Raw genomic sequence first — 15,477 nt, 5'->3', positions numbered from 1 at the left:
CTGCCGGCCAGCGGCCGGCACTACCCGATACCCGGCTTACAGCCCGTAACGCTCGATCACGTCCAGGTGCGGCTGGCGATCCTGGTCACAGGCTTCAGCCAGGCGCAGCCAGCAATGCGGATGCGGCCACGTCGCGGTGTGCTGCTGGAGGAAGCGGTGCAGCGCCAGCGGCGCATGGTCCTGCGGCTGGGCGACGGTGAACAGCAGGCCGGGCAGCGTGCCCTCCTCCCTACCGGGGTCGGTGACGGTGTAGTCCGGGCGGCTGTGCGACCACACCTTCCAACCCTGTGCTTCGGCCGCCTCGACGAAGGCATTCCACGCCTCTTCGCCCGGGTGCGCGCCATCGATCATCCAGCTGCGGGCGAAGCCGCCGCGCTCCAGCACATGCACCTGCGCATAGGTCGGGATGAAATGCTCGCGCGCTTCCTCCTCCTCAGGTGCCGGATGCACCAGTGCGGCATCGAACACCACCCAGTCGCCCACCTGCTGGGCGCGGTTGGACGGCGCATTCTCGACGATGCGCGCGGTCACCGGGCCGCTGCGACGGGCGTAGTACTCCATCGGCTCGCCGTTCTCTTCGCTGCGGATGATCACCCAGCCCCACGGTTCCTCGACCACGCCCTCGTGGCTGGACAACTCCATGCCAATCGCCGCAGCCGAGCGGCGCACCGCGTCCCAGTCGCGCGCCGCGCTGGCCGCACTCATGTGGTCCCAATGCGCGGCGTTCGGCTCGTCCAGCAGCTCCACCAACTGCGCATAGCAGGCCTGGGCCTCGCTGAAGCGGCCGGTTTCCATGTACATGCGCGCCAGCGTGCCGCGCGCGCCGTGCGAGCCCGGAGACAGCTCCAGAAGCGATCGGGCCGCCTGCTCCAGCGCCGGCCAGTCGGACACCCGGCGTGCGCGCTGCACGTCGCACCAGTGCGCGAACACCGGCACGCTGCTGCGGTAGACCTCGGCCAGCTGGCGCAGGCCGTCGTCGTCCCCCTGCTCGGCCAGCCAGCGCATCAGCGTGTAGGCTGCGGGACCATCGTTCTGCGCATGGCTGCGTACGAACCGCCACAACAGCGCTCGCGCCTCGGCCTGCGCGCCGCAGGCGCTCAGCGCCGAGGCGGCCATCTCGGCCAAGGCCTCGTCATCGGGCAGCTGCGCCTGCGCCTGCAGCAACCACTGCGCCTCGCGCTCGGGGTCGCGCGCCTGGTTCTGTTCGCCCTGCGCGTCCAGCCATGCCAGCAGCTCGCCGGCCGGCACCGGCAGCGGTGCGACATCCGGCAATGCATCGATGCGCGCCGCCAGGCCGGCCACCAGCGCTGCCGCCCCCCGGTCCTGGCGCAGCTGCGCCAGATGGGTGCGGGCCAGTTCCAGCTGGCGCAGCGCCACCCAGCGCGCACCACGCTGCAGGGCAAGCTCCAGGCTCAGCGCTGCCACTTCGATCAGCAGGCGATGCGATCCGACCCGGGCGAAGTGCTCGATGATCGTGTTGAAGCGCGTGCCCAGGTCCCACGTATTGCGCGCAGGGTCACGCTGGCACAGCGCTGCGGCGGTGTTCGCCCACAGCCGCCAGTAGTTCGGGGTCAGCTCGCTCCACGGCACCAGCTGCTGCAGCGCTTCTTCGTCGCGGCCCAGCTGGGCCAACGCCCATGCCTTGGACAAGCGGCGCGGCACCGTGCAGTTGGCCGGCTCATACTCCCCGGAGGCGGCCACTTCAGCTTCGCGCTTCTCGATCAGCGCCAGTGCCTCGTCGGCGCGGCCGACAGCGAGCAGGATCTTGATCTGCATCTCCGGGAAGCTGTCGAACACTTCCTTGCCACAGGCCTCCACGGCGTCGGCCTGCGCCTGCAGGTAATCCAGCGCCTCCTGGCCACGGCCATCGTCGAGCAGCGCATCGGCCTTCTCGCAGCTCAGGCACTGGAAGCAGGCCCAGCTGGGATCGATGCGGCCGAGGGTCTCGTCGCACACCTCGATGCGCTCGGGCACCCAGCCCGGGCCATCGATGTTGCCGTAGCAGGCGGCCAGGTCCTGGGTCACGCAGATCGACTGCGGGCATTCCAGGGTGTCTTCGCGGTGTGCCCGCTCGAACAGCGAAACGGCTTCGCCAAGTGCGCTCTCGCCTTCAACACGGTTGCCGACGCGGTTGCGCAGCGCCCAGTGGCCGACGTAGACGTCGACCCAGGGGTTGTCGAGCGCCTTGCCCAGTGCGCGTGCTTCGGGCAGCAGTGCATCGACGCGGTCGATCTGCAGTTCACTGACCTCGTCGGCGAGGCGGTTCAGCAGGTGCGCGTTCTGCGCCTGGCCGGCCTGGCGCAGGTCGCCCTGCAGTTTTTCGACCCAGTTCCAGATGTCCATGGGGTAAGTACTCCTGTCTAGCGAAGGCTGGATGAGAGGGCGCGGTGCTCAGCGCAGCATCTGCTGCAGAGCACCGGCGATATCGGTAAAGGCGCCGTTGAGATCCGGGCCCTGCGTGGCGGTCGTTGCCCGGGCCAAGGGACGGCCCTGCGCAGCGACGATGATCTTCAGCGAGCGCAGCAGGCGCGCCGCCGCTTCGGCCTGCGGGTGGCCCTCGCGCTGGGCGCGCAGCAGCGCCTGCACCGCCGGGTTGTCGAGGTTGAGGTACAGCCGCGAGGGTGCGCGCGATTCGATGCGTGCGGTGAACTGGCGCGCCAGGCGCAGCGCCGCCATCGAAACGCGCTTGTCGTTCTCGTCGTCTTCCAGGCGCTGCTTCAGTTCGGCCTCGCGGTCGGGCACCACCACCACCGGCAGTGCTTCCGGGCTGAAACGCGCCGGCAGCAGCTGCTCGCCATCACCCAGCTGTTCGCGCAGCCATGCGAGCTGCGCGTCGTCGAGGCTGTCATCGCTGCGGAACAGTGCGCGATTGCCCTGCTCGGTGCCGAGTTCAACCAGGCGCAGGCCCTTGGCCTGGGCCCAGCGCCGCAGGAACGGCACCACCGCGTAACGATGGCCATGCGCGACCGGCACCCCCATCGCGCGGAACAGCATCTCTTCGAAGCCACCGCCATTGTCGAGGATGACATGCACGGCACCGCGCGCCGGCAGGGCACTGGCCGGCAGGTCGCCCTGCGAGGTCGGCACGCGCACATGCTCCATCAGCAGGTCGAACAGGCGGTCATCGCACAGCGCCGCGCCCAGCAGCGCCTCGTTGTGGCGGCTCAATACGCGTCGCCACGCCTCCGGCTGCTGCCGCGCAACGTCGGCCAGACCATCGATCAGCGCCTCCAGCAAGGCATGTTGCACAGCGCGGTACTGGTCATCGCGCTGCAGGTCTTCGCGGCTGGCGGTGGGAGTCAGCCGCGAGGATTCGATCACCCCGCCGATGAAGCCAGCCCACGGCGGCAGCAGGTCACGGGCATCGTCATCCAGCAGCATGCCGCGCACGAACACCGACAGGTTGCGGTTGTCGCTGGTGCCATAGGTGGCACCATCCTGCACCCACAGCAGGCCGGTGGCATCGCTGTTGCCGTCGGCACGCAGCGGCACGGTGACGATCGGCTCGAAATCGTGCTCGAAGCGCGCGGCGAACTGCAGTGCCTGGCGGCGTGCCTGCACCGGGTGCACGGCCACGTCACCCTGCCCCCGCCACGGCGGCGGCTCGGGGTTGAGCGCTTCGGTCGCAGCACCGATGAAGATCGGTTCGGACAGCAGCGCGCAGTAGCGGCCCAGCACCTCGTGCAGGCGCGCCTCGTTGGCCAGCGGCAGGAAGTCCGGATGCAGCTCCAGTTCCACCTCGGTGCCGACCGCGCGTGCCGGCACTTCGCTGACGGTGTACTGCTCGGCATTGCTGGACACGTACAGATGGCCCAGCTCCGGCGTCTGGTACGAGGTGGTACGCACGCTGACCCGGCGCGCCAGCACGAAGGCCGACAGGAAGCCGAGGCCGAACATGCCGATCAGGCCTTCATCATCCTCGCCGCCCTGGCGCAGGCCACGGGTATAGCCGACGCCGACGGTGGCCAGGTAGTCGTGGATCTCCTGGCGGGTCAGGCCGGCACCGGTATCGGTGATGCGCAGCACGCCGGCACCGGCATCGACCTGCACCGAAATGCGCGAAGGCACCTGGACGCCGGGCTGCTCGATGCGGCGGCGGATGATCGAGTCGTGCGCGTTCTGCACCAGTTCGCGCAGCGCCACCACCGGGGTGGAATACAGGTGCTTGCCCAGCACCGTCATCAGTCCATTGAGATCGACCCCGGCACGACGGATCTCGGCGTTGGGGGCGGTGAGCGCGGTGTCCTGCATGTAATCGTTTACTCCTGGGCACGGAAAGGCGCCAGAGGGCGCCTTCGTCGAGCGGGAAAAACTAGCACAGCCAGCCTGACCGTTGCCGTATATGACGTATGTAGAGGCAGGCCCCGCAGCAGCCCCCCATGCCTCACGCCGCGTCGATGGCCTCGGACAGGCGCTCCACCGCGATCACTTCCATGCCTTTCACCGATCCGCCCTTGGGCGCATTGGCCTTGGGCACGATGGCGCGCTTGAAGCCATGGGTGGCGGCCTCGCGCAGGCGGTCTTCGCCATTGGGCACCGGTCGGATCTCACCGGACAGGCCCACCTCGCCGAACGCAATCGTCTTTTCCGCCAGCGGCCGATCCTGCAGCGAGGACAATACGGCCAGCAGCACCGGCAGGTCGGCGGCGGTTTCCTGCACGCGGATGCCACCGACCACGTTGACGAACACGTCCTGGTCGCCGACCAGCACGCCACCGTGGCGATGCAGTACCGCCAGCAGCATGGCCAGGCGGTTCTGCTCCAGGCCGACCGCGACACGGCGCGGATTCGACAGCGGCGACGCATCGACCAGCGCCTGCACCTCCACCAGCAGCGGCCGGGTGCCCTCGCGGGTGACCATCACGCAGCTGCCCGGCTGATGGGTGCTGCCGCCGGACAGGAAGATCGCCGATGGGTTGGAGACCTCCTTCAGGCCCTTGTCGCCCATCGCGAACACGCCCAGTTCGTTGACCGCACCGAAGCGGTTCTTGAACGCGCGCAGCAGGCGGAAGCGGCTGCCGCTCTCGCCCTCGAAATACAGCACCGCGTCGACCATGTGCTCGAGCACGCGCGGGCCGGCGATGCCGCCCTCCTTGGTCACGTGGCCGACCAGGAACACGGCCGTGCCGGTTTCCTTGGCAAACCGGACCAGCCGCGCCGCGCTCTCGCGCACCTGGCTGACCGAACCGGGCGCGGCGGTCAGGCTCTCGGTCCACAGGGTCTGCACGGAGTCGGCCACGATCAGCCGCGGGCCGGCCTTGGACGCATGCTGCAGGATCGATTCGACCCCGGTCTCGGCCAGTGCGTTGACCCCGTCCAGCGGCAGCTCCAGGCGGTGCGCGCGGCCGGCGACCTGCGCCAGCGATTCCTCGCCGGTGACGTACAGCACCGGCAGTTCGGCCGCCATCTTCGCCACCGCCTGCAGCAGCAGGGTCGACTTGCCGATGCCCGGATCGCCACCGACCAGCACCACCGCGCCCTCGACCAGGCCACCGCCCAGCACCCGGTCGAACTCGCCGATGCCGGTGGATACCCGGCGATGCTCGGTCTGCTCCACGTCCTTCAGGGCGGTGATCTTCGGCGGGTCGATCTTGCCGGCCCAGCCGGCCCGGCGCGAAGCCGGCGCCTTGGCCGCCGCCGCGCTTTCCAGCACGATTTCCGACAGCGAGTTCCAGGCGTTGCACTCGGTGCACTGGCCCTGCCACTTGCTGAATTCGGCGCCGCATTCATTGCAGACGTAGGCGGTGCGGGCTTTTGCCATCGGATGATTTCCAGCAACGGGAACAGGCGTGGCAGGATAGCCGAGCCGGGTCGCAGGTGCTGCGACCACTCAAGTCCTGCCCACCTGCGCCGATAGGGGTCGCGGGCGTGCGCCTTGCGGGCGCCCCTCCCTCCCCCACTGGATTCATCATGACTGGCAGCTACAGTCAGAGCCTGGTCATCATCTCCCTGCTTGTGGCCATTCTTGCTTCGTACACGGCGCTGGACATGGCCGGGCGCCTGGCCACGGCCGAGGGTCGCGTGGCCCGCTGGTGGCTGGCCGGCGGCGCGGCGGCCATGGGCCTGGGCATCTGGTCGATGCACTTCATCGGCATGCTCGCCATCGACCTGCCGATTCCGGTGGGTTACGACCTTGGCATCACCCTGTACTCGCTGGCGGTCTCGATCGGCGCCTCGGCCTATGCGCTGTGGCTGGTGTCGCGGCCCAGCCTGCCGTGGCGCCGGCTGCTGGCCGGGGCCGTGCTGATGGGCCTGGGCATCGCCACCATGCACTACCTGGGCATGGCGGCGATGCGCATGCAGCCCGGCATCGACTACCACCCGGGCTGGTTTGCCGCCTCCATCGCGGTGGCCATCGGTGCCGCCGGCGCCGCACTGTGGATCGCCTTCCGCCTGCGCGCCGAGCGGCGCAACACCCTGCTGCTGCGCGCGCTTGCTTCGCTGGTGATGGGCCTGGCCATCGTCGGCATGCATTACACCGGCATGGCGGCGGCGCGCTTCCCCGAAGGCAGCATCTGTGGCGCCGTCGGCAGTGGCGGCATCGACACGCGCTGGCTGGCAGTGCTGGTGATCGTCACCACCGTGGCCACGCTGGGCATCGCCCTGGTCGCCTCGCTGTTCGACCGGCAGATGCGCGTGCGCACCGGTCTGCTGGCCGATTCGCTGGCGCACGCCAACGACAAGCTGATCCAGGCCGCGCTGCACGACCCGTTGACCCAGCTGCCCAACCGCATGCTGCTGCAGGACCGCATCGAGCAGGCCATCGAGAAGGCGCGGCGCCGCAACCATGCAGTGGCGGTGATGTTCTGCGACCTGGACGGCTTCAAGGCGGTCAATGATGCGTACGGCCACCAGCTCGGCGACCGCCTGCTGGTGGCGGTGGCACAGCGCATCGGCGGCCAGCTGCGACCGCAGGATACGTTGGCCCGCCTCGGCGGCGATGAGTTCGTGATCGTGCTGGCCATCGACATTCCCGACGATGCGGTGGTGGTGGCCGAGCGCATCATCGCCGCGGCCGGCGAACCGTTCCTGCTGGATGCGGCCGAACTGCAGGTCAGCGCCAGCCTTGGCATTGCCCTGTACCCGGATGACGCCGGCAACGAGCGCGAGCTGATGGCCCACGCCGATGCGGCGATGTACCACACCAAGGAAACCGGGCGGAACGGCTACACCTTCTTCACCCCGTCGATGCAGCTCAGTGCCAACCGCCAGCTGCGCCTGCTGCAGGACCTGCGCAAGGCCATCGCCCGCGACGAACTGATCCTGCATTACCAGCCCAAGTTCCCTGCCGCCGGCGCACCGGCCACCGGGGCCGAAGCGCTGCTGCGCTGGCAGCACCCGGAGCTGGGCCTGCTGGCGCCGGACGTGTTCATCCCCATTGCCGAGCGCAGCGGCCTGATCCTGCCGATCGGTGACTGGGTATTGGACCGCGCCTGTGCGCAGCTGCGGGCATGGCACCAGGCCGGGCATACGGAATGGACAATGGCGGTGAACCTCTCGCCGCTGCAGTTCGCCTCGCCGGCACTGCTGGACAGCGTGCGCGAGGTGCTGCACCGGCACCGGATCGAACCGGCGCGGCTGACCCTGGAGATCACCGAGACCACGGCGATGAAGGACGTCGATGCCAGCCTCGCGATTCTCAACGACCTGACCGCGATGGGCGTGCACATCGCCATCGATGATTTCGGCACCGGCTATTCCAGCCTGCTGTACCTCAAGCGCATGCCGGCCACCGAACTGAAGATCGACCGTGCGTTCGTGCACGACCTGGAGCGCAATGACGAGGACGCCGCCATCGTCTCGTCGATCATCGCGCTGGGCCGCACCCTGCAGCTGCAGGTGGTGGCCGAGGGCGTGGAGACGCAGGCGCAGCGCGAGTACCTGAGCGAACTGGGGTGTGATCAGTTGCAGGGTTACCACCTGGGCCGACCGATGGACGCCGAGGAATTCCTGCGCCGGGTGGGGTGAGGCGCCAGGTCCGGGGTCGGATCCCTTGCCGCAGGCAAGGGCTCTGACCCCTTCCACGCATGGCGTGGATCTCCTGGTAGAGCCGGCCGCTGGCCGGCTTCGCGTAATTGCCGGCCAGCGGCCGGTACTACCAGCCTGGTGGGTGCACGAAACGCGCAACCACAGCAAACAGAAAGGCCGCCCGAGGGCGGCCTTTCTGCGTGGCAACGTCGCGAGGACGTCAGTGCATCATGTGCACGTTCATGTTGTGCATGACCCACAGGGTGCCGATCACGATGATGCCGATCACCACAACGGTGAAGGCCGCAGCGTTGACGTTCCAGCGGCTTTCCGAAGAGCGGTCCAGGTGCAGGAAGAACACCAGGTGGACCAGCATCTGCAGCACCGCGGTGACCGCGATCACCACACCGTTGACGGTGCGCGAGAAATCACCCGACATCACCATCCAGAACGGGATGACGGTCAGCACCACCGCCAGCACGAAGCCGATCAGGTACGACTTCACGCTGCCGTGGCTTTCGCCGCCGGTGCCGTGGTCGTGTGCGTGGTTGTCATGTGCCATTACAGCGCTCCATTGAGGTAGACGACGGAGAACACGCCGATCCAGATCAGGTCCAGGAAGTGCCAGAACAGGCTCAGGCACGCCATGCGGGTCTTGTTGGTCGGGGTCAGGCCGTACTTCTTCAGCTGCACGAACATCACCAGCAGCCACAGCAGGCCGGCGCTGACGTGCAGTCCGTGGGTGCCGACCAGGGCGAAGAACGCCGACAGGAAGGCACTGCGGTCCGGACCGTAGCCCTGATGGATCAGGTGCTGGAACTCATAGACTTCCATGCACATGAAGCCGAAGCCCAGCAGCCAGGTAACCGCCAGCCACAGGAACATCTGGCCAACCTGCTTGCGGTGCATGGCGATCATGCCCAGGCCGAAGGTCAGCGACGAGGTCAGCAGCAGCGCGGTTTCCCACGCCACGAACGGCAGTTCGAACAGGTCCTTCGCGGTCGGGCCACCATCGGTACCGCCTGCCAGCACCACGTAGGTGGCGAACAGCGAGGCGAAGATGAGGCAGTCGCTCATCAGGTACACCCAGAAACCGAAGACGGTGTTGCCGCCGGTGTCGTGGTGCTCGTGGTCGTCATGGCCATGGGCCGCCGCGTGCGCGGCGTGCCCGTGGCTCAGGGTCGAGGTATTGGTGCTCATGCCTTCAGCTCCGACTTCACCAGGCCCTGGGCTTCCAGGTGCTTGCGGTGTTCGTTCTCGATGCGTTCCACCTCGGCGGCCGGGACCCAGTAGTCCACGTCCTGGTCGAAGGTGCGGTAGATGAACGTGGCGATCATGCCGACGAAGCCGACGATGGCCAGCCACCAGATGTGCCAGATCATCGCGAAGCCGAACACCAGGCTGAAGGCACCGATGACAACGCCCGTGCCGGTGTTGCGCGGCATGTGGATGTCGGTGTACTTGGCCGGCTTCGGCCAGGCTTCACCACGCTGCTTGCGCTCCCAGAAATCGTCCAGCTCGGTGACTTCCGGCAGCGTGCCGAAGTTGTAGAAGGCCGGCGGCGAAGAGGTTTCCCACTCCAGCGTACGGGCATCCCACGGGTCGCCAGTCAGGTCGACGGTCTTCTTGCGGTCGCGGATCGAGACGGCCACCTGGATGATCTGGCACAGGATGCCGGCGCCAACGATGAAGGCACCTGCGGCGGCGATCAGCAGCAGCGGCTCATAGGCCGGGTTGACCGTGCTCTGCAGGCGACGGGTCATGCCCATGAAGCCCAGCACGTACATCGGCATGAAGGTCACGTAGAAGCCGATGAACCAGCACCAGAACGCGCACTTGCCCCAGAACTCATTGAGGCGGAAGCCGAACATCTTCGGCCACCAGTAGGTGATGCCGGCGAACATGCCGAACACCACGCCGCCGATGATGACGTTGTGGAAGTGGGCGATCAGGAACAGGCTGTTGTGCAGCACGAAGTCGATGGCCGGGATCGCCAGCATCACGCCGGTCATGCCGCCGATGACGAAGGTGACCATGAAGCCGATGGTCCACAGCACCGGGGTGGTGAAGTGCACGCGGCCGCGGAACATGGTGAACAGCCAGTTGAAGATCTTCACGCCGGTCGGGATCGAGATGATCATCGTCGTGATGCCGAAGAAGGCATTGACGTTGGCACCGGAGCCCATGGTGAAGAAGTGGTGCAGCCACACGATGAACGACAGCACGCCGATGCAGGCGGTGGCGTAGACCATGCCCTTGTAGCCGAACAGCGCCTTGCGCGAGAAGGTCGCGATGACTTCGGAGAACACACCGAACGCCGGCAGGACCAGGATGTACACCTCCGGGTGACCCCAGATCCAGATCAGGTTGATGTACAGCATGGCGTTGCCGCCACCGTCATTGGTGAAGAAGTGCGTACCCAGGTAACGGTCCAGGGTCAGCAGCACCAGGGTGATGGTCAGCACCGGGAAGGCAGCGACGATCAGCACGTTGGTCACCAGGGCGGTCCAGGTGAACACCGGCATCTGCATCAGCTTCATGCTGGGGGTACGCATCTTCAGGATGGTGATGAAGAAGTTGATACCACTGAGCGTGGTACCCAGGCCTGCGACCTGTAGACCCCAGATGTAGTAGTCCATGCCGACGCTTGGACTGTATTCGATGCCCGACAGTGGCGGGAATGCCAGCCAGCCGGTGGCAGCGAACTCACCGATCCACAGCGACAGCATGATCAGCACCGCACCGGACACGAACAGCCAGAAGCTGAGCGAGTTGACGAACGGGAACGCGACGTCGCGCGCACCGATCTGCAGCGGCACGGCCAGGTTCATCAGGCCGGTGATCAGCGGCATCGCCACGAAGAAGATCATGATCACGCCGTGGGCGGTGAAGATCTGGTCGTAGTGGTGCGGCGGCAGGTAGCCCTCGGAGCCACCGACGGCGATGGCCTGCTGGGTACGCATCATGATGGCGTCGGAGAAACCGCGCAGCAGCATGACGAAGGCGACGATGAGGTACATCACGCCGATCTTCTTGTGATCCACCGAGGTGAACCACTCCTTCCACAGATAGCCCCACAGCTTGAACTTGGTGATCAGGGCGACGACGCCCAGGCCACCAAGAACCGCGCCGATCAACGTCGTCAGGACGATCGGATCGTGGGGGATCGACTCAAGAGAGAGTTTTCCCAACATGTTCATTCTCCCGAACCCGCGTGGCCGGCATGGCCTGCGTGTTCGTGTTCGTTGGCATCCAGGTTTTCACCCGATTCCTTGGAATCATGCGCGTCACTGGGGGCATGGCCCTCGTGCGCTTCATGCGTGGCGGCATCGGCAGCGGCGGCACCGGCATGCGAGTGCTTCATGCCGTAATGCTTGCTGTCGCCCATGTGCTTGGCGATGACCCAGTCGAACAGGCCTTCTTCGGTCTTGCCGAAGTAGGTGACCGGATACCACTCGGCGTTGCGTGCTTCACCCAGCGCCTTGAACGAGGCCTTGTCCAGGGTCTGCTCGCCGGCGCGGACCTGGTCCAGCCACTGGCGGTATTCGGCATCGGTGACCGAGTAGGCGGTGAAGTGCATCTTGGCGAAGCCCGCGCCGCTGTAGTGCGAGGACATGCCCGGGAATTCGCCGGTCTCGTTGGCGATCAGGTGGAGCTTGGTCTCCATCGCAGCCATCGAGTAGATCATGCTGCCCAGGTGCGGGATGAAGAACGCATTCATCACCGAATCGGACGTGATCTTGAAGTTCAGCGGCGTGTTGACCGGGAACTTGATTTCGTTGACGACCGCCACCTTCTCTTCCGGATAGATGAACAGCCACTTCCAGTCCAGCGAGATCGCCTCGATGGTGACCGGCTTGACGTCCGAATCCAGCGGACGATACGGGTCCAGTGCGTGCGACGAACGCCAGGTCAGGACCGCCAGCACCAGCACGATCATGCAGGGAATGGACCACACCACCACCTCGATCGCCGTCGAGTGGGACCACTTCGGCTCGTAACGGGCCTTGGTGTTGGAGGCGCGATACTTCCACGCGAACGTCAGGGTCATGATGATGACCGGGATGACGACCAGCAGCATGAGCACGGTGGCCGTGATCAGCAGGGTCTTCTCATCCTGGCCGATCTGGCCCTTCGGACTGAGGATGGCCACCGCATCGCAACCGGTGAGCATCACCAGCAACGACAGCAGCAGGCCCGGGCGCAACCAGCGCCCAAGGGTTTTCAACGGAATCATCGGTCGATCCAATTGCGAGGGAATGCCGTTCCCCGTCCCTGCCTGTTCCGGCCAAAAGCCGGTCCCACCGGTCCGGAAGACAGGCAGGGAGGTGGGGTCGAGTCAGCCTTTCAATTTTAGGCCGTCACCCACCATTTAAGAAAGGCATTGACATTGATCGAGCGCAGGAAAGGCCCGATTCTGGCTGCGACACGTTGTCGCACCGCGCAGGTGTGACGGGCCCATGACCCAGGACTGCGTGCCGGCCCCGCGCGCTCGTGGGGCCATTCGCCCTCGTTCGGCAAAGTCACCTGAACCGGTTCAGCGTACTGGCGGGTGCCTGGCGTGGGATGCTCTGCACAGGAGGAAGCCCCCGATGGACAAGATCGACTTCAAGAAGCGCGACCGGGCGCTCTATCAACCGCCCGCCGGCAAGTTCGTACCGGTCGATGTGCCGCCCCTGCCCTACGTGATGGTCGATGGTCGCGGCGACCCGAACACGGCCCCCGCCTACCTGCAGGCCGTGCAGTGGCTGTATTCGGTGAGCTATGCATTGAAGTTCGCGCTGAAGGCCGAAGGGCGCGACTACGTGGTGCCACCGCTGGAGGCGCTGTGGAGCGCCGAGGACCCGGCCAGCTTCATCGCGCGACGCAAGGATGAGTGGGCCTGGACCGTAATGATCCGCACGCCCGAGGGCATCGGCCCTACGCAGTGGCAGGCCGCGATCAGCAAGGCGCGCACGAAGCTGGGGGATGCGCCGCCCAGCCTCCGCCATGAAATCCTTGCCGAGGGCCCCAGCCTGCAGACCTTGCACGTGGGCGCCTACGACGACGAAGGCCCCGTCCTGGCGCATCTGCATGACGAAGTGATGCCCGCACTGGGTTACACCTTCGCCGGCCCCCATCATGAGATCTACCTGAGCGACCCGCGCAGGACCGACGCGGCGCGGTTGAAAACCGTGCTGCGGCAGCCGGTGCGGCCGATCGGGCCTGATGAGGATTCCCGCATATGAGACAAGGAATGCCATGCACCTGATCAACCGACTGCTGCACTGGACCACCCTGCCCGCCGGGCGCCGCCTGATGGCCGTGCTGGGTGCCGCGCTGGTGATCGTGCTGGCCTGCAATCCGGATCTGCTGCCGTTGTTGCCGGTGGTGGATGCGCTGGGGCTGGACGTGCTGATGCTGTTGCTGACTGCGCAGGTGGTGGCGGTCCTGCCTTGGGTGCGGGAGCGGGCCGCGCGTGGGACCACGGTGCTTGCACCCCTGCTGATCGGCGCGTTGGCGGGAGCTGCAGGTGGTTATCTCCGGCAGCTGGCGTGGTGGCTGGCACGGGGTCCGTTGATCGCTGGAGGTAAATGAAGGCGTGTTTCCATCGGTTACGTTGCCGCCCCCCCCTTTTCCTTGGGCAAAAACAGAAAGCCCCCGCGAGGGCCGGGGCGTTCTGTTGATGGACCTGCTCGCCTTGCGTGGAGCGCGCCTAGAACGCGGTCGGACCGATCTGAATCACGCCATCATGGGCCAACGCGAGACGGATCTTGGTTCTGCCACCCGCCGTGACCATTTGGGAAATCTCTCGCCTATGCGCCGATTCATCCCCCCACGAACAGAGACCTTTGCCTGCGAAACTTGCGCTGACAATGCGATTCCCGGCGGGAACAGACAGCGAGACAGACTCTCCCCGCTGCAGATGGGCTGCCAGGGTGCCGTCGATATACAGTGCAAGCGGGCACGCCCCACCAACCGCGCCAACGTCGCGCGTAACAATTACCTGTCCGGAAGCAGTGTCACTGATCCCATTGAAGGCGAAAACCCGCTCGGCGGGCACCGGTTGCGCCTGTTCGGAGCTGATCTGGCGGGTTGCACAGCCGGCAAGAACGACGCACGCAATCAGACTCACCACGATCTTCTTCATGAGATCCCCCGTTTATTGAAACTGTGTTGCCCGGTCCAGCGCCGCAAGCAATACACCTTGGCAATGTTAACCCCGACCAAGCAGGTACATGCCCGCGGTTCCATCGGACGCTGGCGCGGGCCCTGGGCCGGCGCCAGCACAGCCCAAACAAAAAGCCCCGACCAAAGGCCAGGGCTTTTCATTGCAACTGGTGCCGGAAACAGGAGTCGAACCTGCGACCTACGCATTACGAATGCGCCGCTCTACCAACTGAGCTATTCCGGCGTAGCCCGCGATTTTACGGGCTGGGCACCCCGGCGGTCAATCCACCCCGCTCAGCTCACCTCCACCCGATTCGCACACACCCGCCCCTCCGCAAAATCGCGCAGGTTCCCCAACGTGATCGCCGAGATCTCCTGCAGCGCCTCCACGGTGAAGAAGCCCTGGTGGCCGGTCACCAGCACGTTGGGGAAGGTCATCAGGCGCTGGAAGGCCTCGTCGTCGATGATCTCGCCGGACAGGTCCTGGAAGAACAGCGCGCTTTCCTGCTCGTAGACGTCGATGGCCAGGTGGCCGAGCCGCCGCGACTTCAGCGCGCGGATCACCGCGTGGGTGTCCACAAGCGCGCCGCGTGACGTGTTGACCAGCATCGCGCCGGCCTTCATCCGCGCCAGCGAGGCGTCGTTGATCAGGTGCTGGGTATCGGGCGTCAGCGGGCAATGCAGCGATACGATGTCGGCCCGCGCCAGCAGTTCATACAGACCAACCCTGTCGCCCACGCCGGCAAAGGCCGGCGATGGATACGGGTCGTGCCCCAGCACGGTGCAGCCCATGCCCTTGAAGATGCGCGCGGTGGCCAGGCCGATCTTGCCGGTGCCGACGATGCCGACCGTGCGCCCATGCAGGGTGCGCCCGAGCAGGCCATCGAGCATGAAGTTGCCCTCGCGCACGCGGTTGTAGGCGCGATGGGTCTGCCGGTTGAGCGTCATCACCAGCGCCAGCGCGTGCTCGGCCACGGCTTCGGGGGAATAGGCCGGCACCCGTGCGACGAACAGGTCCAGCGCTTTCGCGGCGGCCAGGTCCACATTGTTGAAGCCGGCACAGCGCAGCAGTACGGCGCGTACGCCCAGCGCATGCAGCGCGTGCAGTACCGGCGCGTCGAGGCGGTCATTGACGAACACGCAGACGGCGGCGCAGTCCTTTGCCAACGCAGCGGTATGCACGTCCAGCGCGGCATCGAAGTACACGAACGCAAAGCCCTGCCCGGCCGCATCGCGCTGGTTGGCCTCGTCCAGGAAACGACGATCGTAGGGGCGGGCACTGAAAACGGCGATCTGCATGACGGGGCCTGGCTGGATTTCCCTGCCGACCATACCGCAGCACCTGCCCTGATGGGATGG

The 15,477-nt window shown here is 66.3% G+C and carries 12 protein-coding genes and 1 tRNA gene; 3 read left to right on the top strand and 10 right to left on the bottom strand.

The features are described 5' to 3' along the window. Positions 1 to 36: 36 nt before the first annotated feature. The 3 genes from VG566_RS04745 to radA form a co-directional block, all read right to left on the bottom strand. Entirely contained in the window at positions 37 to 2,343 is a 2,307-nt protein-coding gene (locus VG566_RS04745; protein ID WP_241884136.1) for a tetratricopeptide repeat protein, read from the bottom strand. Between the two features lie 48 nt (positions 2,344 to 2,391). After that, complete coding sequence (locus tag VG566_RS04740; RefSeq protein ID WP_014646396.1) at positions 2,392 to 4,251, bottom strand: ATP-binding protein; 1,860 nt, start codon at positions 4,249 to 4,251, stop codon at positions 2,392 to 2,394. A 133-nt stretch (positions 4,252 to 4,384) separates the two neighbouring features. Continuing rightward, on the bottom strand, positions 4,385 to 5,761 hold the full coding sequence (gene radA / locus VG566_RS04735; protein ID WP_014646395.1) for a DNA repair protein RadA: 1,377 nt from the start codon (positions 5,759 to 5,761) through the stop codon (positions 4,385 to 4,387). Between the two features lie 149 nt (positions 5,762 to 5,910). Between radA and VG566_RS04730 the strand changes: the two genes are divergently transcribed. Continuing rightward, positions 5,911 to 7,968, top strand: coding sequence for a bifunctional diguanylate cyclase/phosphodiesterase (locus tag VG566_RS04730; protein ID WP_241884135.1), 2,058 nt, complete (start codon positions 5,911 to 5,913; stop codon positions 7,966 to 7,968). Positions 7,969 to 8,188: 220 nt separating this feature from the next. On the opposite strand, the gene cyoD is transcribed toward VG566_RS04730, so the two are convergent. The 4 genes from cyoD to cyoA are packed head-to-tail and all read right to left on the bottom strand — an operon-like array spanning position 8,189 to position 12,205. Beyond that, positions 8,189 to 8,530 (bottom strand): cytochrome o ubiquinol oxidase subunit IV, encoded by a 342-nt coding sequence (gene cyoD, locus VG566_RS04725; RefSeq protein ID WP_005415725.1) that lies wholly within the window; start codon positions 8,528 to 8,530, stop codon positions 8,189 to 8,191. Next, a complete protein-coding gene (gene cyoC / locus VG566_RS04720; protein WP_014646393.1) occupies positions 8,530 to 9,168 on the bottom strand; it encodes a cytochrome o ubiquinol oxidase subunit III in 639 nt (212 codons plus the stop codon). Before cyoC ends, cyoD begins: the two co-directional genes overlap by 1 nt. After that, positions 9,165 to 11,162, bottom strand: coding sequence for a cytochrome o ubiquinol oxidase subunit I (cyoB, locus tag VG566_RS04715; RefSeq protein WP_032956371.1), 1,998 nt, complete (start codon positions 11,160 to 11,162; stop codon positions 9,165 to 9,167). The genes cyoC and cyoB overlap by 4 nt, the downstream gene beginning before the upstream one ends. A gap of 2 nt (positions 11,163 to 11,164) precedes the next feature. Beyond that, positions 11,165 to 12,205 carry a ubiquinol oxidase subunit II gene (cyoA, locus tag VG566_RS04710; RefSeq protein ID WP_241884134.1) on the bottom strand — a complete coding sequence of 347 codons (1,041 nt, stop codon included), beginning with the start codon at positions 12,203 to 12,205 and terminating at the stop codon, positions 11,165 to 11,167. Positions 12,206 to 12,560: 355 nt separating this feature from the next. Here cyoA and VG566_RS04705 point away from each other — a divergent pair, with 355 nt between their 5' ends. Beyond that, positions 12,561 to 13,196 (top strand): GyrI-like domain-containing protein, encoded by a 636-nt coding sequence (locus VG566_RS04705; RefSeq protein WP_241884133.1) that lies wholly within the window; start codon positions 12,561 to 12,563, stop codon positions 13,194 to 13,196. 13 nt (positions 13,197 to 13,209) lie between these two features. After that, entirely contained in the window at positions 13,210 to 13,545 is a 336-nt protein-coding gene (locus VG566_RS04700) for a hypothetical protein (protein ID WP_164165408.1), read from the top strand. A gap of 118 nt (positions 13,546 to 13,663) precedes the next feature. Here the strand turns inward: VG566_RS04700 and VG566_RS04695 are convergent, their stop codons facing one another. The 3 genes from VG566_RS04695 to VG566_RS04685 form a co-directional block, all read right to left on the bottom strand. Beyond that, positions 13,664 to 14,098 (bottom strand): hypothetical protein, encoded by a 435-nt coding sequence (locus VG566_RS04695; RefSeq protein ID WP_032956377.1) that lies wholly within the window; start codon positions 14,096 to 14,098, stop codon positions 13,664 to 13,666. A 188-nt stretch (positions 14,099 to 14,286) separates the two neighbouring features. Next, positions 14,287 to 14,362: transfer RNA gene (locus VG566_RS04690), tRNA-Thr, on the bottom strand. A 50-nt stretch (positions 14,363 to 14,412) separates the two neighbouring features. After that, the gene (locus VG566_RS04685; RefSeq protein ID WP_241884132.1) at positions 14,413 to 15,417 is read right to left on the bottom strand and encodes a 2-hydroxyacid dehydrogenase; all 1,005 of its coding nucleotides are present in this window, start codon (positions 15,415 to 15,417) and stop codon (positions 14,413 to 14,415) included. Positions 15,418 to 15,477 lie beyond the last annotated feature (60 nt).

It is taken from the genome of Stenotrophomonas sp. CASM114 (genome assembly GCF_049384325.1).
GTDB lineage: Bacteria > Pseudomonadota > Gammaproteobacteria > Xanthomonadales > Xanthomonadaceae > Stenotrophomonas > Stenotrophomonas muris.
This window is presented reverse-complemented; position numbering and strand designations above follow the sequence as displayed.

Coding starts and splice junctions, on each gene's coding strand:
- VG566_RS04685 (WP_241884132.1), bottom strand. CDS start 15,417: ATGCAGATCGCCGTTTTCAGTGCCCGCCCCTACGATCGTCGTTTCCTG.
- VG566_RS04695 (WP_032956377.1), bottom strand. CDS start 14,098: ATGAAGAAGATCGTGGTGAGTCTGATTGCGTGCGTCGTTCTTGCCGGC.
- cyoB (WP_032956371.1), bottom strand. CDS start 11,162: ATGTTGGGAAAACTCTCTCTTGAGTCGATCCCCCACGATCCGATCGTC.
- VG566_RS04745 (WP_241884136.1), bottom strand. CDS start 2,343: ATGGACATCTGGAACTGGGTCGAAAAACTGCAGGGCGACCTGCGCCAG.
- VG566_RS04730 (WP_241884135.1), top strand. CDS start 5,911: ATGACTGGCAGCTACAGTCAGAGCCTGGTCATCATCTCCCTGCTTGTG.
- cyoD (WP_005415725.1), bottom strand. CDS start 8,530: ATGGCACATGACAACCACGCACACGACCACGGCACCGGCGGCGAAAGC.
- VG566_RS04700 (WP_164165408.1), top strand. CDS start 13,210: ATGCACCTGATCAACCGACTGCTGCACTGGACCACCCTGCCCGCCGGG.
- cyoA (WP_241884134.1), bottom strand. CDS start 12,205: ATGATTCCGTTGAAAACCCTTGGGCGCTGGTTGCGCCCGGGCCTGCTG.
- cyoC (WP_014646393.1), bottom strand. CDS start 9,168: ATGAGCACCAATACCTCGACCCTGAGCCACGGGCACGCCGCGCACGCG.
- radA (WP_014646395.1), bottom strand. CDS start 5,761: ATGGCAAAAGCCCGCACCGCCTACGTCTGCAATGAATGCGGCGCCGAA.
- VG566_RS04740 (WP_014646396.1), bottom strand. CDS start 4,251: ATGCAGGACACCGCGCTCACCGCCCCCAACGCCGAGATCCGTCGTGCC.
- VG566_RS04705 (WP_241884133.1), top strand. CDS start 12,561: ATGGACAAGATCGACTTCAAGAAGCGCGACCGGGCGCTCTATCAACCG.